We start from the raw sequence: 17,214 nt of genomic DNA on the forward strand, positions 1-17,214 counted from the left end.
TTATTGATTGTTGTAAAAATTAAGTTCGGCAAGAGCATTATTCAGATTTTTTACCGCTTCGATATAATCACTTTGAATGCCGATCGCCTGATTGATTAAAAGCACCCATTCCAAATAATTGATGTCACCGTTCAGAAATTGCTTTTCGGCTGTTTCAGTGATGGTTGCTGCGTTTTTCAAGGCTGTGTTTTCAAAATAACGAACCATTTCTTCAAACTTTTGATATTCCATAAAAGCAGAATGATACGCATTTTCAAAGTTTTTCAACTTCCATTCGTATTCATTGGCAGCGATATTTTCATTGATTTTTGCTGCATTGATTTTTGCTTTTTGACTACCCGTAAATACTGGAATACCCAAGCCAAGTTGCACCGAATGGAACTGCGGGGTGCTGTTGTATAATTTATCGTCGGGTCCCGTTCCACGCATTCCCATCAGATTGTATCCAAAAGTAAGGTCAGGCAATAATTTTGATTGCTCTGATTTGGTAACAGCATTGGCTATTTGTTGTTGCTGTTTCAAAAACTGTATTTCAGGATGCGAAGTCAATAAAGAACTGTCATTTTCTAAAAATGGAATACCTAAATCAGCATCTTCCATTGGAACAAAATCCTTTTCCGTATTCAGCAAAAGTTGAAACTGCAACTGCACAATCTCCCAGTCTTTTTCCAACTGCAACAGTTGCAAGGCCATTTGTCCACACTGGTTTTCGGCAGTTGTTTTTTCCAGAACATTACTTTCTCCAGCTTTAAAACGGAGGGTAGCTTTGTTCAAAAATTCTGCAAACAGCGTATCGGTTTTTTGCAACAGCTCTCTTTTGTGTTGCAGGTAAACCAGCGTATAAAAAACCTGAGAAACCTGCTTTTTGAGCTGTGCCTCTCGAACGTCGGTATTCAACAGGCTGCTTTTCCACTCTTCGGTCAGCAATTCTTTTTGTCGTTTATAAACAGTCGGAAAGTTGATCGTTTGGGAAATCCCAAACCGGGTATCGTTATAAATACCATTGATTTGTCCGTATTCACCAAAAACATCCGTTACAGGAATGGCTGTTCCCGATTTTATCAATTTTTGATGGTATTCATTTCTCAAGCGTTCTGTTTTGACCGAAAGATTATTGGCCAAAGCCGTGTCAATCGCTTGTTGTAGCGTGATGGGTGTTTGAGCGTTCATTTCCTGAAAAGAAAAAGCAAAAAGTACCACAAGCATCGCAACCAGTTTTTTATTGACAGCTATTTTTCTGTGCGTAAGCATATACAAAATGGGTAAAACAAATAAAGTTAAAAAAGTGGCAATCAATAAACCGCCAATCACTACAGTCGCTAATGGTCTTTGCACCTCAGCACCTTCGCCTGTGCTGAGTGCCATAGGCAAAAATCCAAGTGAAGCAACCGATGCGGTCATTAATACGGGACGCAAACGGGTTTTGGTTCCCATCATCACGATGCGTTTCAGGTTTGTATAACCTTGCTTTGTCAACCGGTTAAACTCTGCCATCAAAACAATTCCGTTGAGCACCGCCACACCAAACAAAGCGATAAAACCAATGCCGGCACTGACACTGAATGAAATATCTCTGATTGCCAGTGCGAAAATTCCCCCGATGGTCGAAAGTGGAATTGTGCTGTATATAAGCAAGCCTTGTTTCACCGAACCAAAGGCAAAGTACAGCAGCAGGAAAATAAGTGCCAAAGCAAGCGGAACGGCAACATATAGCCGGTCTTTTGCCGCTTCTAAATTCTCAAAAGCTCCGCCATAGGTGATGTAATACCCCGGAGGCAGTTTTATCTGTTCTTCCACCTTTTGCTGCAATTCACTTACTGTGCTTTGAATATCTCTGCCCCGAACATTAAACCCTACAATAATTCTGCGTTGCGAATTATCCCGTTGGATTTGATTGGGTCCCTCCACAATATCCACGTTGGCAACAGTACTCAACGGAATTTGTACCCCTTGTGGTGTAGTAATCAATAGTTGCCGGACATCTTCTAAATTTTTCCGTTTCTCACCCGCCAGACGCACCACCAAATCAAAACGTCTTTCGCCTTCGTAAACCATTCCGCTGCTTTCTCCGGCAAAAGCGGCATTAACCACCCGGTTAATATCGCTGATGTTCAAACCGTATTGTGCAATAGCAGAACGATTGTAATCAATCACTATTTGGGGCATTCCGGTTATGGATTCTACATAAACCGCCTCACTGCCTTCTACTGAATTACTTAATCTCCCCAATTGAGCTGCATAAGTTGCCAGTGTATCCAAATCCTCACCAAAGATTTTCACCACCACATCCTGCCTCGCTCCGGACATCAGTTCGTTAAAACGCATATTCACAGGATATTGAAAACCGAAAGAAACGCCCGGCAAGGCTTCCAAGGCTGCGGACATTTTAGCTTCCAGTTCGGTATAGGTTTTAGCGGAAGTCCATTCTTTGCGTGGTTTCAAAATAATCATCATATCTGATGCGTCCACCGCCATCGGATCGGTTGGCACTTCACTGCTTCCTGTTTTTCCGACTACTTTTTCCACTTCCGGGAATTTTTCGAGGATAATTTCAGATGCTTTTGAGACCGCTTCAACCGAAGTATTCAGATTACTACCCGGCAAAACCCGGGTGTCCACTGCAAAATCGCCCTCGGGCAATGCCGGTATAAATTCTCCGCCTAATCTTGTGAATATGAAAACGGCAACCGCAAACAATCCTAAAACAGTTGCCAAAACCATTTTTTGACGACGTAATATTTTGGTCAGGTATTTTTGATAAAAACGTTCCAAATGGTTCATCATCCTATCCGAAAATGTGGTTTTGTGCGAGATTTTTTTGCTCAAAACCAGGGAACTCATCATCGGAATATAAGTGAGTGAAAGCAGGAAAGCACCGAGCAAAGCAAAAACTACGGTCTGTGCCATCGGCATAAACATTTTTCCTTCAATGCCCCGCAGGGTAAAAATGGGCAGATAAACGATCAGGATGATAATCTGTCCAAAAACAGCTGCGTTCATCATTCCCGATGCAGAAGTTTTCACCTCTTCGTCCATTTCGGACTGTGTAAGTTTATTGACATTTTTAAATACTTTACTGTGGGATAGCTTGTGTAAAACCGCTTCCACGATAATCACAGCTCCATCCACAATCAATCCGAAATCCAAGGCTCCCAAGCTCATCAGGTTACCACTCACGCCAAAGGTGTTCATCAGGATTATCGCAAACAACATAGACAACGGAATGACCGAAGCTACGAGCAATCCTGCCCTAAAATTGCCCAGAAACAACACCAACACAAAAACCACGATCAAAGCCCCCTCCAGCAGGTTAGTGGTTACGGTACTGATGGAATTGTTTACCATTTTGGTACGGTCCAGAAAAGCATCAATCATAACACCTTCGGGCAGCGTTTTCTCGATCTGGGTAATGCGTTCTTTGATGTTTTTGATGACTTCGTTGCTGTTTTCGCCTTTCAGCATCATCACTACCGCTCCAGATACTTCCTGCTCGCCATTATACGTCATTGCTCCGTATCGTGGAGCACTTCCCAGACGGACTTCGCCTACATCACGAATTAATAATGGCATTCCGTTGGGCAGATTTTTAACGACGATATTCCGAATATCTTCCATACCGCCGACTAATCCTTCGCTGCGGATAAATAAAATGGTAGGACCTTTTTCTATATAAGAGCCACCCGTATTTTGGTTGTTGGTTTCCAAAGCAGTGAATACATCGCCAATGGTAATATTGTATGCCATCAGTTTTTCGGGAATGACCGCTACTTCGTATTGCTTGAGGTACCCGCCAAAACTGCTCACTTCGGCTACGCCTTTTACATCCAACAATTGCCTCCGGACAATCCAGTCCTGAATGGTTCGTAATTCCATCACATTGTATTGGTCTTCGTAACCTTTTTTCGGGCGAATGGTGTATTGATAAATTTCGCCCAATCCTGTGGTAACGGGTGCTAAGACAGGTGTCCCAACACCTTTGGGGATTTGCTCCTGAGCCTGTTGCAATCGTTCAGAAACCTGTTGTCTTGCCCAGTAAATGTCGATATCATCTTCAAAAACAATCGTTACCACGGACAATCCAAAGCGTGAAAAACTGCGGAGTTCTATCAGTCCGGGAATGTTGTTGTTGACCTGTTCGATAGGGAAGGTAATGAGGCGTTCCACATCGGGAGCACCCAATGCAGGAGCTACCGTAATTACCTGCACCTGGTTGTTTGTTATATCGGGGACGGCATCAATTGGAAGCTTTCTAACTTCATAAATTCCGTAACCAATAAGGGTAAGTACAAACAGCCCAATGATGAGTTTGTTCTTTATTGAAAACTCAATGATTTTATTCAGCATAATTCATTTAATTAATCGTTTTGAGAAATGTACAATTGCGATAGGCATAGTAAAAAGCCTATCGTTCATTCAAAAAATGATTAACTAAAGCGTGGCGGTTGCCAGATGCTGTTCAGATATGTGTTTGAATAGTTTTGCTGGCTGTAAGCAGGTAATTTTACAACTGTCACAACTAAAGTGTTGTGAGAAATCACAAAAGGCGGCGCAACAATGGAAACAACCGACGAGAAGTGGCCATCAATAGCCTTAAACGGCAGTTGGTCGTGGTGGTTGTGGTTTTCCCGATGGTCGTGATTGATCCCTCCCGTATAATGCTGCACTAAAAAATTGAAGATGGTAACGTCTTTATCTTCATTGGTATGTTCCAAATAATGTTGTACAAGCATTGGCAATTTCAGTAGCTCTCCGAATGCCGTATTTGCACTCAGAAAGGTAAAAAGAAAAAATATTGCCAATAATCTTTTCATACTACAAAGGTATGTATTTATTTAAACGTGTTGATTAGCAACCATTATGTTCTGTTTATTTTATACAAATATATATTTAGACTAATTAAAATACTGATGATAGTGCTGATAAGAATATTGCAGTTGCAAAACAAATCCATTTACTTTTGTTACATCTGTTTCATTTTCTAACGCCTTAACTATTTCAAGGTGCGGGTGCAGCCATTTGTGCAGTTCATCGTGGCTTTTCCCGTCCATTGTACAACTTTTTATGAGTTGGCTGTTTTGGTTTTTTAGTTGTTCAGCAAGAGTTTTATAATCCGTCTTTCCGCCCTGAATATAGGCATTAACCAATTCTTCGCCTTTCAACACAAAGGGTTTCATTTCTTCATTAACAAGCCATTTTTCTCCATTGTTGAGTTCAATAGATTCTGAATTTTCATCGTGATGATGTTCTGCGTGGTTTTCGGTTTCCTGATGTGCTGTTGATTTTTCAGCAGAATTATTACAACTCCACAAAAGCACAACACTCATTCCCAGTACAATTACTTTTTTCATAATCTGATTATTTTTTTTCAATCATTTTTAAAATTCCCTCTAAAACTGCTGTACCGTCTTTTATCAGGTTAGACTTATGCCCCGAAAGTTTCCATTTCAAAACCGTCATTCTCATTCCTCCAAGTATAATGGTGGTAAGCGTAGATGCACCTATTAATTTGTTGTATGTTCCGCCTTTTTGTCCTTTTTCGATGTTCTTATTGACGTATTGATGCATTAAGTCCATTATCTCGGAAACCTTATAACTTAATCCTTCATCATAATGAAAAATACTTTCTGCAAAAATCACACTGACAATCGCCGGTTTATTGGTAAATGTTTGTAGTTGTGAATTGAAAATGGCTCTCAATTTATCACCTTCCGTATCGTTTGGTTTGAAGGGAAGAGACTGAATGCGGTTTTTCATTTCGCTTTTGAAATACGACAATAAGCTCAACAAAATTTCATTTTTACTTTTGAAATGTCGATATAATGCGGGTTCAGATAAACCAATGTCTTCGGCAAGTGCTTTAATGGTCAAATTCTGAATTCCAAATTTTGAAATCCTGTTTGTTGCTGCTTCCATTATCTCAATTTGTCTGTCTGTAAATTCTTGCATACTTTTTAAATTAAAAAAGTTAGTTAGTATTCACTCGCAAAAGTAAGTAAACTTTTTAATTCAACAAGTTTTTTACAAAAAAAATGAATTTGTTGTTAGGGCAGGTAAAATTGGCTCTTTTCAAACTTTGGGTGGTGGGTGGGCTTGGTGCGGTTTGCAAATGTGCCAATGTGTGTCAGCTGAAATTATTTTTTAAAATGTGCGGCGGGAAAATTTTTTAAAACCTTTCGGGTCTGTCTGTGTCAAGTTGTAGCGAAACTGTCTGTTTTGTCGTGAATGTTGATAGTAGTACGGTTGTTCTTACGCTTGCCTGTAACGTTTTGCAGCTACCCGAAGGTGGCGATTTCGAAGCACTTCACTGTCAACCAAGCAGAAACTTTGATAGAAGCACAAAGCTTGATTTAACCACTGAACCGCCACTTTTGGGTAGGTGCTGTTAGCGGTTCGGGCTTTTAGTTCAATCTTATTTGTCATTCGTCCACTCAATATTATTGGCAATTTCATTGATAAGCTCCTTCTCAGACGTATTTTCATTGATAATTAAAAAGTCAGTTTCAAAATTTCTTTCTCTGACTTGGTTGTTTATCATCAAAACTTGGTCGTCAGAGACGTTGATATGAATATTCTGGTCTCTGGATTTAACTCTCTTTAAACAAGTTGTACTGTCTGCATAAACTCCAATTGTTGTTACCTGAAAACCCCTTCTTAAACTCTCAAGCATTATATCAAAGTATTCCGTCAATCCTGTGGACTCGAATACAATTTTATCCTTATCAGTTAAGCTGTCCCTAATCCCATTTTCAATTTCTTCAAATACTTGTTTTAAGTATGTTTCGTTATTAACATCTCTATCTTTCTTGATTTTCTTAGCCCAATCTTCCACTCGAATGAATTTTATCCCGTACTCCTTTTCCATCAAAGTTCCAACGAAGGATTTTCCACTCCCTTTTTGTCCAATCAATAGATAAATAATTTTACTTTTCATATCCTTATTCAATTGGCAATTTATGTAATTTCAAAAATGAGAGTTTATCCCAATAACCGCGTTGAAATACAATCTTATTGTTTTTAATCTGGAAAAATCCACAACCACGCAATCCGTTTGGGTCTTTCCATTCTAAAATTGCCCATTCCCTGTCTTCAAAAATGTTTTCAGGGATACAGGTCATTTCGGCTGTTTCAAATTCTCCCTTAAACATTTCCTTGATGGCAGGTTTGCCAACAACAGGGTCGTTTGCAACTTGATGGTTAACTGCATTGTCAGCATATAAATCTGAAATTGTTTCTAAGTCTGCCTTGTTAAATGAGTCAATCCATTTCTGTAAAATATCTTTTGGTGTCATTTGATTTGCATTGTGTCGTTTTTAGCCTGACCGCTAACGGTCTCGGGCTTTGCGTTCGGGCGGATTTCGAAGTACAAATTTTCACTTTATTACTAAAGTTCATCAGAAGCACAATGCTTCAAGTTTGCACGTCAGCCCGCCTGACGCAAAACCCGTGTTAGCGGTTCGTTGTTCTTTTCTTGCAATGTTCAAATCCATTTTCCGAAAATGATTTTTACTCCAAAGTGATTTCTCCATTTGTCAATATTATTGTCATAGTTGAAGTATGTTCCGCCAATTTGTAAACCAAATGTCATAGCAAATTTGTCGTCAAATAACAGATTGTATCCAGGTTCAAGCCAAATACCGATATTGTTATGCATTTCTATTTTGTTTCTTGTCAAACTAATGACAGGTGAAACATAAAAACTTTTTGAAAGGTCATTTTTATCACTCTTCTTTTTTAGAAATATAGGAATAGCAGTTTCTAACCCAAAATGGCTTATGTCGTTTCCGTTGTTCCTTATTCCTAAATTAAGAATTGATGTAAACCGTAAATCGGCTCTTTTAGTAACGGTCAGCTGGTAAACAAATGGAAAAATATTGATGTCAAGTTCACCCTTGTTGTAAAAAGGTTCAACGGTAACATTTGGGTTTATTCCTATAAAATGGTTCTTGTTTTGGGCAAGTGTTTTTAACGGAATAATCAGTAAAAAGAATAGTATGTATTTATGATTTTTCATTTGAGCTAAGATTTATCCCACTTAATAAGCATAAAAATCCAAAAAGGAACAGATAACCCAAATATGATATATGTGTTAACATTGCCGAACTCAAAGAGAATATTTATCCAAGAATGAAGCGTTACGGCAACTATTATAGATTTTGATTTATTTACGCCTTCTCCTAAAACCCAAGAAAGCAATGAGTTAGGAATGACAAAAAGTAAGGGTCGGAGTAACCTTGCAATTATGTTACCCGATAATGTCCTTGTTGTGAAGTGCCATAGTTCCCACATAGCTCCGATAATGAGATAATGTTTCCACTTAGGTAAATGGTTGAGTTGGTCTTGCAAAAATCCACGCCATCCAAGTTCTTCTCCAAGTGTAAAGATGAAAGTGCCGACCATATAAATAGCAAAATTTATATATGACCCGCCATATCCTTTGAAGCCAAAAGTCAAAAATAGCACCATTGGAATACCCCAAAATAAAAGGCTTTTAATAATAGAAGTTCCAAAGAATGTTATCGTTTTAACGGTTTGTTTTCTGAAAAGCAGACTGCAAATTATGGCAGACAGTCCAGGTCCCCACATAATCAGACTAAGCTTTAAAACAATATGGATGTTCAGATTATTCCAACTGTCGCTATAAATGTCTCTCCAAAAGAAAAAAGGCCAAGAAAAAAGGCACGCTAAAAAGTAGAAAACAATAACTGGCTTATATTTTTGATAAAATAATTTCATTCGATTCTGGTTTTGATGTGTCGTTCTACAATGACCGCTAACGGTTCGGGGCTTTGCGGGGGCGGGGATTTTCAGCCGAAAATCTCCAACCGAAGCCAAAATCTCGAATTTAGCGAAAATGTTCCAACGGAGCATTTTCGCCCCGCTCTCGCAAAACCCTTGTTAGCGGTTCGTTGTTTCTTGATTCTCATTTCTCTTGTTCGCTGATATATTTTACAATATCATTATTAAATACTTCAAAGGATGAAAATCCATTTTTGATTTTCTCCCACAACATTACGGTAAGTATTCCTTGCCCTTTCCAAGTTTGGATAAATTCAGTTTTATGATCCGTCAGCGGCTTAAACTCAAAAAGATGTGTTAATTCTAATATGTTTTTGGAAAATAGGGTTTTAGAAAGTATAAAACTTTTATTGGGAACTACCGATATCACTTTAGGATTGAAAGGCTTGTTTTTACCGTTAATAATCATCGTTAATTGCAATTTCGTTCCTACTACTAACTCTCCTTTTGCATTAGGAATGACGGTATTCCAATTTTTATATAGATTGAAGCCTGAAACTATCTTAAAAAGAGTTTCGGAATCCGTGTCTATCACCCTTGATATGGAATGAATTTTATCTTTCATCAGCTAGCCATTTTCTTTTTTATGGAACGGATTATACTTCCCAAAACAGGGATATTCTCATAAAATAGTTCTCCTGCATCAAAATAATCTCTGTGCCTGGTTATTTTTTGTTCAACGGTCAGTACTGAAATACCCGATGCTTTTACATTCTTTCTGGGTCGTTTCAAGCGCAGATTCATTTCCCATTGGAGGTAAGCTGTATTATCACGGATAGATTCGTCAATAAACCGGAATGAACCTTCTATCAAATTACTGTCTAATTTTTTGAAATAAGATTTCAGGTTTTCAATGCCACTTATCCTGTGGATCGGGTCAATGAATAGTACGTTGTCTGAATAAATTTCATTTAATGCAGTATCATCGCCAAGTTTCATTTGGTTAAAGTATACCTTAAATTTTTCAACTGTTTCTATTTGCATATTCTTGATTTACGACTTCAATCTTTTTTGATGATGCTGGCTTTACAATGACCGCTAACGTGCCGCGTGTTGGCGTAGTGCGGGATATACAGCACTAACGTTGATACGAAGCGGACACTTCAAAGATAGCACAAATGTTGATACGAAGCACTTCGCCCCGCATTACGCCAACACGATGTTAGCAGCCGTATTTCTCATTCGTTCATCAGGTATAGTGCCCCAATTATTAAAAAGTCTTGCAAAAAATGTATTGTCCAAGCCCAAAAGAAGCCGTTAGTTTCATACATTGATTTTGCTAATACAAACCCTAAAATTCCCGCCATTGTTACCCCAATAATTCCGTTTGGCATTCCTGCGAAATGTGGTATTCCAAACAACACCGCAGAAATGAAAAAAATTGTTGTCGGTGCAAGTTGTCCGCTTAATGGCGACACAATGCTTAATCTAAAAATCATTTCTTCCCCAAACGAATTTGTCAGCGAAAACAAAACAATCCAAAAAATTCCGCTTTGTAAACTTGCCCAATTTGGATTTGTCTGTTTGAGTTGAAAGTAAAGAAATATCGCTGTTATCAAACTGATAACTACACAAAGCGAAAGTCCTGTTTTTGTCCAAGTATCGCCTTGTTTGATGCCAAACAATTTTAATTCTTGTCCAACGGCTGAAATGTGTCCGAATGAAAAATAGGTTTTGAAATTTTGTTTGTTCAGCAGGTAAGTCGTGAGTATAGAAATTGCTATTATGGGCAATAACAATATTTGATAGTTGAATTGTTTCGTGAGATAGTTGTTGTCGCTAATTACAAAACCAAGTTTTCCACTAAATTGAAGTAGGAACAAAAGACCAACAGCAAATGCAGTGGTCAAAAGAATTGGCAATATTGTTTTTATTGCAAGGGGCATCTTATTTCTTTTTAGCGTTTTTATATCGTGCCGGATAAAATACCGCTTGAATTACATTGTATTCTAATTGGTGCTGGCTGAAGCATTGCCCGTTTATTTTGATAGAAGAAAATGGATACCAACGCAAATTGGTTCTAAGCACAAAAAACTGCTCCGTTTTTCCCGGAAGTATATCCCAACCAAATGTAATTCCCGGATTGAGTTGGTTGAATGTTTTTTGAATATTTTGATTTTCAGAAAAGCGAATATTGTCATAAGTTATGTTCAAACCCAAATAGGGCGTAAAACCGTTGTAATCGGTCAAAAATTTATATGCTTCCAATGCAAATGAGTTTTTTTGAATGGTTTGCTTTATACCAAATGCTTCATTCACAAATTTTGGACTTCTGTACGATAAGGCTGTTATAATTCCTGCTCTGTTAAAGTGATAACCAATTGAAGCGTCTAAGTAGGTTCTGGAAATACCTTTTTTGTTAAAATACGGGTATTCGTTATTGTTGTATTTCGAATTTGAAAGCATAAAAGAAGTAGCAAATCCAGCTCCAATAAAGTAATCGCCAAATTTCAAAGCGTCTTTGGTCGGTTTGGTAACATTGCCGTATTGATTTAACCGTTCGTTTTCTTTTTCCATTTTCTTTGAGCGGGTTGTTTCAACAGTATAAATGATACTGACATTTCCGCTCCAATCAGGTGTTTCTATTTCCTGAAAATTAGTTTGAGATAAAGGGTATTGCCATTTATTGGAATAATTGTAATTAATTCCTGCACGTACTAACCAATTTCCTTTACCATACAACAATCCTAAATCAAGCAACAATTTGTTTTGTTGAAACAATGGCTGTGCATTATCGGGCGTTGATTTTTGTTTGAAATTAACAACCGCCCAACTTGCACCAACATAAGGTCTGATACGATTGTCTTTATATGCCAATGGTAAAAATCTTGCTCCTGTTATTACAGATTGATTGAGCAAAAAATCAGAAGAATTATTCTTTTGTAAATTGATTTGTCCTAACGGAATTGAAATGTAAAAATCTGCGTGTCCCCAAAAATGAATACCGCCAATGTTCAGGTAAGGCATTAACGAAGCTGAATTTTGAACAAAGCTAACGACATTTCCATTTAACGTTTTAGAATTAAAACTCGGGGAATATTGTCCGCCAAGTTCAAAATAGGTTTTTGCAAAATTCAACCGGTTTTTTCCTTCAGAAAAATATTCTTGTGCGGAAACAGAAAGAAAGCACAAAGAAAGATAAAGCAATAAAAAGAATTTTCTGTACAACATATTGCAGTAATTTATTTTACTGCAAAGTTTCATCTTATAAAATCAATATTAGTTACCAAACGGTAACTAATGATTTTCAGCTTGTTCATTTCTTATTCTGCTTAGGCTTTGAGGGGTTATGCCTAAATAAGAGGCAATGTGTTTTTGCGGTGTTCGCTGAATAATTTGCGGTTGTTTGAATTGCAGTTCGGCATATCGCTCTGCTGCTGTTTGGGTAAGAATGTCGGTTTGTTGTTGCTGCTTGTGAATAAAAAGCGCTTCCGCTGCAAAGCGGCAAATCTTATCTCCAAAATCTGTATTGTAACTTAGTTTGTCAAAATTTGCTTTAGAAATTCTAAATAGTTCAGTTTGTTCAAATGTTACCACTTCAAGTGCTGTTGGTTGTTGTGTCAGGAACGACATATAATCTCCAAAAAAATCTTCATCGTAGCACAAGTCAATACAAACAAAGTTGTTGTTTTTCCAAAGCAAAATTCCACCGCTGCCTTTTAATATGAAACTCAAATATTTTTCTGTTGTGTTAGCCTGTTTTACAACTCGGTCTTTTTCTGTTGTAATAATTTCGCCCAAGTCGGTGAATGATTTCCACGCTTCAAGCGGGACGTTGAAGTAAGGGTCAAAAACTTGTTTTATTCTTTGTTCAATTCTCAATTCTACTACTGAATTTTTGGTGTCGCTGCAATATGGCTGCTAACGGTTCGGGGCTTGGCGAAGTGCGGGACTTTTAGCACTACACTTCAATCGAAGCACCAAAGTTCAAATTTAGCACAAATGTTCATACGAAGCACTTCACCCCGCATTTCGCCAAGCCCTTGTTAGCGGCTGGTTTTCTTGTCCTGCGAAGTATAAGCCCACACTATATTGATGAGGATTTGTCCTTATTTTAGTTTCTTGCCAAATTCCTCAACTTCGGAAATCCATTGTAATCTTTTGCTTTCGGTTGAATTTTTAATAATCCCAAAATATGAAACTTTGACGTGTGCAATTCCACAAAACTGTAAGGTTGATTTTTTAAGTTGATTTACACTTGGTCTGCCATATACAAGCCAATAATACCAAGATGGTTGGTCAAGGGTAGTAATAATATGTGCTGTCTTTCCTTTCAATAACTTGTCCCAAAGCATAGAGTTTTCTCTGTATTGAAAGGCAAATCCGGGTAAAAAAAGTCTGTCAATAAAGCCTTTCATCAATGCAGGAAGTCCGCCCCACCAAACAGGATGAATCCAAACTAAATGGTCAGCCCATTTGATTTTTTCCCATGCATCTGAAAGGTCTGGTTCGTGTTCAGTTCTTTTTTGATAGCCAAATTCAAGATTTGGATTAAAGTTCAGGTCGGCAATGCAAATACATTTCACATCAGCATTGCTTTGTTGTGCTCCTTTTTTGTAGGCTTCTGCAAATGCGTGGTTCAAACTTTCTTTATTCGGGTGTCCATTTATAATCAGAATTTTCTTTGCCATAATTTTGCCTGCTAAATTGAAACGACAAAATTAGATTAGGGGATAATGATTTTGAAGGACAAATGTCTAAAAAGAAAACTCCTTGCGTATTCTGCTCAAATGTCTTTGCGTGATGCCTAAATAGGAAGATAAATATTGTAAAGGAATTTTTTGGATATACTCAGGCTGATTTTTCATTAAGTCCGAATATCGTTTGGTGGCATCACTTCGTTGTAATTGGAAAATCCTTTTTTCAAGTTCAATATATTCTTGTTCCGCTATACTTTTTAAGAAACAAGTCCAATTATGACTTTTGCTTACAAGCTTTTCTACGTTTTCTTTTGTAATGATGAGTAATTCGGCTTGTGTTATCGCTTGTATATTTTCTTGCGTTGCCTGACTTGTCAAAAAAGAAGAATATGCCGTTGCGAAGTTGTCGGGGAATAATATGCAATAGGTTACTTCTTCGTCTTTGTCGGAAACATAGTATGACCGAAAAATTCCTGATAATATAAAGGCTACCTGTGAGCAGATTTCTCCCTCCTTAATAAAATAATCGAACTTATTGAGTGATTTTTTTTGTGTTAGATTGATAAATTCTTCCATTTCACTATCTGTCAAAATGTTGAAAGATTTCAAAAAGTATTTTATTTTATCTTGTTCTGTCATTGGGTTTAGTATCCTGTTACACAATGTTAAAGTCTTTGTCCAAGTCTGAACGGTGGGTCGTCAAACTTGCCGCTAACTCTCAAATATACGCAATAATCTTATGTATGCAAGGACGTCAAACGTCCTTCTATTAATCCCTATAAATAGTTGTTCTTAAGTGTCTTGCTTTGGTGTTGTCGGATTTTATCTCTTGCGCATTTTGTGTAACTTTGTTAGATTTGCTTTATTAGGTAATACAAAATGCGCAGTATGGAAGCTATTGATTTTTCCGATTTTGCTTTCCGGGAGGGTAGGCATAATGATTCGGCGGTCATTTGGGTGGATTTCAAATACGACCGGGCAAAAATTGATTTAGTCAAATCGCTGAAAGGCAGGTGGAGCAGGTCTGAAAAGTGCTGGTATGTACCGGACAGCACCCATTTCCGCACACTGTTCGGGATGGAAACCCCACCGGTTGGCAAAGGGGTATTGTCCAAATTGTCACCGGTGAATGCTCGGGAGTTGCAAAGCATGAAAGAGGTGTTGCAGATGAAAGCCTACAGCCCATCCACCATAAAGACCTACATGGTCGAATTTGCACAGCTACTGTATATTTTGAAAGATGTGCCCGTTGATTCGCTGGGCTACGACCGTCTCCGAGCTTACATCCTTTATTGCATCAATACATTGAAGATTTCGGAAAGCCAGCTGCACAGCAGGCTCAACGCCATCAAATTCTATTTTGAACAGGTGCTCCATAAACCGGGTTTCTTTGCCGAAATCCCACGGCCGAAGAAGCCATCCACTTTGCCAAAAGTGCTGAGTCAAAAGGAAGTAAAACGGATATTCGACACGGTACGAAACCGAAAACATTTGCTGATGCTGCAACTGTGCTACGGAATGGGATTGCGAGTAAGTGAGGTTGTCAACCTGAAAGTGAGTGACATCGACGGCGGACGGATGCAGGTGCTCATCGAAGCGGGCAAAGGAAAGAAAGACCGGTACGTACCGCTACCGTCCGCGGTGCTGGATTCGCTGCGGGAATATTATAAAGCGTACCACCCTAAAACTTATCTTTTTGAAGGTCAGTACGGTGGGCGGTATTCCGTCCGCAGTGTCCAAGCGGTGTTTAAGAGTGCGATGAAAGCCGCAAAGGTAAACAAGCCGATAGGGATACACGGTTTGCGGCATAGCTACGCCACACATTTACTGGAATACGGCACGGACATGTCATTCATACAGCAGCTACTTGGTCACAATGACATCAAGACCACGATGCTTTATGCAAAGGTTGGCAATGCGCAACTGAATTCAATCAAAAGTCCATTGGACAGGATTTTGTAGCTACAGGTTTAAAGATTATCAAAATGGGATTAAAATACTTTAAAAGCAGAAAACGTTTTGATTTTTCCCCGCACCCGTTTGATGTAGGTAACATATTTGGTTTGAAGACGGGGTACGGCGACAACCATTTCCTGCTCAAAATCTACGGATTGGACAAGGCCGAGTTCGAAGCCTATTACACCCACCACCTTAACCATTTCATATCAACCGGGAAGGGCACCGAAAAGGACTTCCTTGCCCATGTGTGGCAAATTGTGCAGAAGCGGATTGAATATTTCGAGCGGAAAGACCCGTTCTCATCCGGGCATCCACGGCATTTGTCAAACATCGGGAAACTTACCGAATTCCAGCAATACCTCGGCACACGCGATAAATGGAACATCCGGCCTAACGACGTGCTGCTGAAAGAAAAAGACGGAAAGATAGCCGAACTCGAAGCCCATATACTGGATTTGGAAGAACAGTTGAAAGCGCATACGAAATATGGGATTTCACAGAAAGTGTACGTGGAGGACGGCTACCTGCCCACGCTCATCGACCTCATCCAGCAACTGCGCGTAGTGGAACTACCAAGCGGGAGGAATCTGCTCAAAAGCGACCATCATAGCCCGTATTACAAGCTAATAGCGAAATACTTCAACCACGGCGGCAAGGAAATCCCGCTGGATACCGCTCGCAACTATTTTGTGGGCAAGGGCGAAGCCCCGATAAAAGGTTCGCAGGTTCCCGAAGACAGGAAGCTATTCCGCATTGTCCCCGCAGACCAAGCCTGACCCCGACCCGTTCAATTTCCGAACATGACCATGCCGCTCCGGTTGGTCATCCACATCCCCGTTTTATCCCCCAACTTTGCCCCAACGGAATGGGTGCCGCCCGACGGAAACACCGGATATCACCCTGTTTGGCCGCAGCGCCAAACCGTGCTGTTCGCACGCTCCACCAAATTGCCATTCCCCGATGGGAATGGAGCAAGCGGAAGTTGGGCATAGCCCTACTTGCTTGCCCCCACGCTATCGCCATGGGGGTTTCGGGTATCCTCCGGGGATACCCTAATACGCTGGCACAGCCCCAGCATAAGGTTTCGGTATACTTGGCGGTATACCATATGCCGTGTAAACGGCGTAAATCAATATCCCGCTATCGGGATATATGGATATGGGAACATAATGATAGAGATATGGAAATAGACATCGTCACACGGGAAGACCTCCGGCAGTTCAAGCGGGAAATGCTGGAAGAGTTCAAGCAAATCATCGGGAGCAGGGAAAAAGAAGGCCTTGACAGGGAATGGCTGAAAAGTGCCGAGGTGCGCAGGCTGCTGGGAATATCGCCCGGTACATTGCAGAACCTCCGTGCGGGCGGCACGTTGCCGTACCGCAAGGTGGGCGGCAGCATGTACTACCGCAGGGAGGACATCAGGAAAATGATGGAGGGAGGTAACTGCAATGGGTGAACGGATGGAATTGCCCAAGCACGCATTCAGTGCGTTCTTTGAGCGGGTTGGCGATGATAGGCGTTTACTGCCCACACACATCGGGTTGGTGGCGGCGTTGTTCTACCACCACGATTGCGGCAATCCCAATAATCATTTCCACGCCAGCCTCCGGAAACTCATGCGCTTCTCGCGGATACGCTCCATCGCCACCTACCACAAATGCCTGTCGGAACTGGTGGCCTATGGCTACTTGGGGTACCGCCCCTCATGGCATCCGGCCAAGGGCAGCAGGTTCAGGTTCATCGTATCCGCCCGACCAACTGCATATTTTCTGAGTAATTGATCCGCTGTAGCTTTACGCCCAAATATTATTGATATGAA

General features: G+C 39.9%; 19 protein-coding genes. 4 read left to right on the forward strand and 15 right to left on the reverse strand.

Annotation, left to right across the window (positions count from 1 at the left end):
• The 15 genes from ACEVG1_RS19710 to ACEVG1_RS19780 all read right to left on the reverse strand — a co-directional run bounded on the left by ACEVG1_RS19710 (position 1) and on the right by ACEVG1_RS19780 (position 14,075).
• Complete coding sequence (locus tag ACEVG1_RS19710) at positions 1-4,344, reverse strand: CusA/CzcA family heavy metal efflux RND transporter (protein ID WP_374745445.1); 4,344 nt, start codon at positions 4,342-4,344, stop codon at positions 1-3.
• An 80-nt stretch (positions 4,345-4,424) separates the two neighbouring features.
• Positions 4,425-4,811, reverse strand: a complete 387-nt coding sequence (locus ACEVG1_RS19715; protein ID WP_374745446.1) for a hypothetical protein — start codon at positions 4,809-4,811, stop codon at positions 4,425-4,427.
• Between the two features lie 81 nt (positions 4,812-4,892).
• Positions 4,893-5,348, reverse strand: a complete 456-nt coding sequence (locus tag ACEVG1_RS19720; protein ID WP_374745447.1) for a hypothetical protein — start codon at positions 5,346-5,348, stop codon at positions 4,893-4,895.
• A 7-nt stretch (positions 5,349-5,355) separates the two neighbouring features.
• Positions 5,356-5,946: a TetR/AcrR family transcriptional regulator gene (locus tag ACEVG1_RS19725; protein WP_374745448.1), complete on the reverse strand. Its 591-nt coding sequence runs from the start codon at positions 5,944-5,946 to the stop codon at positions 5,356-5,358.
• A gap of 463 nt (positions 5,947-6,409) precedes the next feature.
• A complete protein-coding gene (locus ACEVG1_RS19730) occupies positions 6,410-6,931 on the reverse strand; it encodes an AAA family ATPase (RefSeq protein ID WP_374745449.1) in 522 nt (173 codons plus the stop codon).
• A 4-nt stretch (positions 6,932-6,935) separates the two neighbouring features.
• Positions 6,936-7,289 carry a nuclear transport factor 2 family protein gene (locus ACEVG1_RS19735; RefSeq protein ID WP_374745450.1) on the reverse strand — a complete coding sequence of 118 codons (354 nt, stop codon included), beginning with the start codon at positions 7,287-7,289 and terminating at the stop codon, positions 6,936-6,938.
• A 188-nt stretch (positions 7,290-7,477) separates the two neighbouring features.
• The gene (locus tag ACEVG1_RS19740; protein WP_374745451.1) at positions 7,478-8,011 is read right to left on the reverse strand and encodes a hypothetical protein; all 534 of its coding nucleotides are present in this window, start codon (positions 8,009-8,011) and stop codon (positions 7,478-7,480) included.
• Positions 8,012-8,016: 5 nt separating this feature from the next.
• Complete coding sequence (locus ACEVG1_RS19745) at positions 8,017-8,733, reverse strand: type II CAAX prenyl endopeptidase Rce1 family protein (protein ID WP_374745452.1); 717 nt, start codon at positions 8,731-8,733, stop codon at positions 8,017-8,019.
• 187 nt (positions 8,734-8,920) lie between these two features.
• On the reverse strand, positions 8,921-9,361 hold the full coding sequence (locus tag ACEVG1_RS19750) for a hypothetical protein (RefSeq protein WP_374745453.1): 441 nt from the start codon (positions 9,359-9,361) through the stop codon (positions 8,921-8,923).
• On the reverse strand, positions 9,361-9,780 hold the full coding sequence (locus ACEVG1_RS19755) for a nuclear transport factor 2 family protein (RefSeq protein WP_374745454.1): 420 nt from the start codon (positions 9,778-9,780) through the stop codon (positions 9,361-9,363). The genes ACEVG1_RS19750 and ACEVG1_RS19755 overlap by 1 nt, the downstream gene beginning before the upstream one ends.
• Positions 9,781-9,974: 194 nt before the next feature.
• The gene (locus tag ACEVG1_RS19760; protein ID WP_374745455.1) at positions 9,975-10,682 is read right to left on the reverse strand and encodes a CPBP family intramembrane glutamic endopeptidase; all 708 of its coding nucleotides are present in this window, start codon (positions 10,680-10,682) and stop codon (positions 9,975-9,977) included.
• Between the two features lies 1 nt (position 10,683).
• Positions 10,684-11,967: a hypothetical protein gene (locus ACEVG1_RS19765; RefSeq protein WP_374745456.1), complete on the reverse strand. Its 1,284-nt coding sequence runs from the start codon at positions 11,965-11,967 to the stop codon at positions 10,684-10,686.
• 66 nt (positions 11,968-12,033) lie between these two features.
• Positions 12,034-12,618 (reverse strand): Crp/Fnr family transcriptional regulator, encoded by a 585-nt coding sequence (locus ACEVG1_RS19770; RefSeq protein WP_374745457.1) that lies wholly within the window; start codon positions 12,616-12,618, stop codon positions 12,034-12,036.
• Positions 12,619-12,845: 227 nt separating this feature from the next.
• Positions 12,846-13,427, reverse strand: a complete 582-nt coding sequence (locus tag ACEVG1_RS19775; protein WP_374745458.1) for an NAD(P)H-dependent oxidoreductase — start codon at positions 13,425-13,427, stop codon at positions 12,846-12,848.
• A 66-nt stretch (positions 13,428-13,493) separates the two neighbouring features.
• Positions 13,494-14,075, reverse strand: coding sequence for a Crp/Fnr family transcriptional regulator (locus ACEVG1_RS19780; protein WP_374745459.1), 582 nt, complete (start codon positions 14,073-14,075; stop codon positions 13,494-13,496).
• Between the two features lie 249 nt (positions 14,076-14,324).
• On the opposite strand from ACEVG1_RS19780, the gene ACEVG1_RS19785 reads away from it, so the two are divergent.
• The 4 genes from ACEVG1_RS19785 to ACEVG1_RS19800 all read left to right on the forward strand — a co-directional run bounded on the left by ACEVG1_RS19785 (position 14,325) and on the right by ACEVG1_RS19800 (position 17,176).
• Positions 14,325-15,398 (forward strand): tyrosine-type recombinase/integrase, encoded by a 1,074-nt coding sequence (locus ACEVG1_RS19785; protein WP_374745460.1) that lies wholly within the window; start codon positions 14,325-14,327, stop codon positions 15,396-15,398.
• 101 nt (positions 15,399-15,499) lie between these two features.
• Positions 15,500-16,171 carry a hypothetical protein gene (locus ACEVG1_RS19790; RefSeq protein WP_374745461.1) on the forward strand — a complete coding sequence of 224 codons (672 nt, stop codon included), beginning with the start codon at positions 15,500-15,502 and terminating at the stop codon, positions 16,169-16,171.
• Between the two features lie 404 nt (positions 16,172-16,575).
• The gene (locus ACEVG1_RS19795) at positions 16,576-16,851 is read left to right on the forward strand and encodes a helix-turn-helix domain-containing protein (RefSeq protein WP_374745464.1); all 276 of its coding nucleotides are present in this window, start codon (positions 16,576-16,578) and stop codon (positions 16,849-16,851) included.
• On the forward strand, positions 16,844-17,176 hold the full coding sequence (locus tag ACEVG1_RS19800) for a hypothetical protein (RefSeq protein ID WP_374745462.1): 333 nt from the start codon (positions 16,844-16,846) through the stop codon (positions 17,174-17,176). The genes ACEVG1_RS19795 and ACEVG1_RS19800 overlap by 8 nt, the downstream gene beginning before the upstream one ends.
• Positions 17,177-17,214: the final 38 nt, after the last annotated feature.

Origin of the sequence: Parapedobacter sp. 2B3 (assembly GCF_041925275.1) — a bacterium.
GTDB classification, from domain to species: Bacteria; Bacteroidota; Bacteroidia; order Sphingobacteriales; family Sphingobacteriaceae; genus Parapedobacter; species Parapedobacter pyrenivorans_A.

What these genes read in the sequence shown, in the direction of transcription:
- ACEVG1_RS19710 (WP_374745445.1), bottom strand. Translation starts at nt 4,344, where the DNA reads ATGCTGAATAAAATCATTGAGTTTTCAATAAAGAACAAACTCATCATT.
- ACEVG1_RS19715 (WP_374745446.1), bottom strand. Translation starts at nt 4,811, where the DNA reads ATGAAAAGATTATTGGCAATATTTTTTCTTTTTACCTTTCTGAGTGCA.
- ACEVG1_RS19720 (WP_374745447.1), bottom strand. Translation starts at nt 5,348, where the DNA reads ATGAAAAAAGTAATTGTACTGGGAATGAGTGTTGTGCTTTTGTGGAGT.
- ACEVG1_RS19725 (WP_374745448.1), bottom strand. Translation starts at nt 5,946, where the DNA reads ATGCAAGAATTTACAGACAGACAAATTGAGATAATGGAAGCAGCAACA.
- ACEVG1_RS19730 (WP_374745449.1), bottom strand. Translation starts at nt 6,931, where the DNA reads ATGAAAAGTAAAATTATTTATCTATTGATTGGACAAAAAGGGAGTGGA.
- ACEVG1_RS19735 (WP_374745450.1), bottom strand. Translation starts at nt 7,289, where the DNA reads ATGACACCAAAAGATATTTTACAGAAATGGATTGACTCATTTAACAAG.
- ACEVG1_RS19740 (WP_374745451.1), bottom strand. Translation starts at nt 8,011, where the DNA reads ATGAAAAATCATAAATACATACTATTCTTTTTACTGATTATTCCGTTA.
- ACEVG1_RS19745 (WP_374745452.1), bottom strand. Translation starts at nt 8,733, where the DNA reads ATGAAATTATTTTATCAAAAATATAAGCCAGTTATTGTTTTCTACTTT.
- ACEVG1_RS19750 (WP_374745453.1), bottom strand. Translation starts at nt 9,361, where the DNA reads ATGAAAGATAAAATTCATTCCATATCAAGGGTGATAGACACGGATTCC.
- ACEVG1_RS19755 (WP_374745454.1), bottom strand. Translation starts at nt 9,780, where the DNA reads ATGCAAATAGAAACAGTTGAAAAATTTAAGGTATACTTTAACCAAATG.
- ACEVG1_RS19760 (WP_374745455.1), bottom strand. Translation starts at nt 10,682, where the DNA reads ATGCCCCTTGCAATAAAAACAATATTGCCAATTCTTTTGACCACTGCA.
- ACEVG1_RS19765 (WP_374745456.1), bottom strand. Translation starts at nt 11,967, where the DNA reads ATGTTGTACAGAAAATTCTTTTTATTGCTTTATCTTTCTTTGTGCTTT.
- ACEVG1_RS19775 (WP_374745458.1), bottom strand. Translation starts at nt 13,427, where the DNA reads ATGGCAAAGAAAATTCTGATTATAAATGGACACCCGAATAAAGAAAGT.
- ACEVG1_RS19780 (WP_374745459.1), bottom strand. Translation starts at nt 14,075, where the DNA reads ATGACAGAACAAGATAAAATAAAATACTTTTTGAAATCTTTCAACATT.
- ACEVG1_RS19785 (WP_374745460.1), top strand. Translation starts at nt 14,325, where the DNA reads ATGGAAGCTATTGATTTTTCCGATTTTGCTTTCCGGGAGGGTAGGCAT.
- ACEVG1_RS19795 (WP_374745464.1), top strand. Translation starts at nt 16,576, where the DNA reads ATGGAAATAGACATCGTCACACGGGAAGACCTCCGGCAGTTCAAGCGG.
- ACEVG1_RS19800 (WP_374745462.1), top strand. Translation starts at nt 16,844, where the DNA reads ATGGGTGAACGGATGGAATTGCCCAAGCACGCATTCAGTGCGTTCTTT.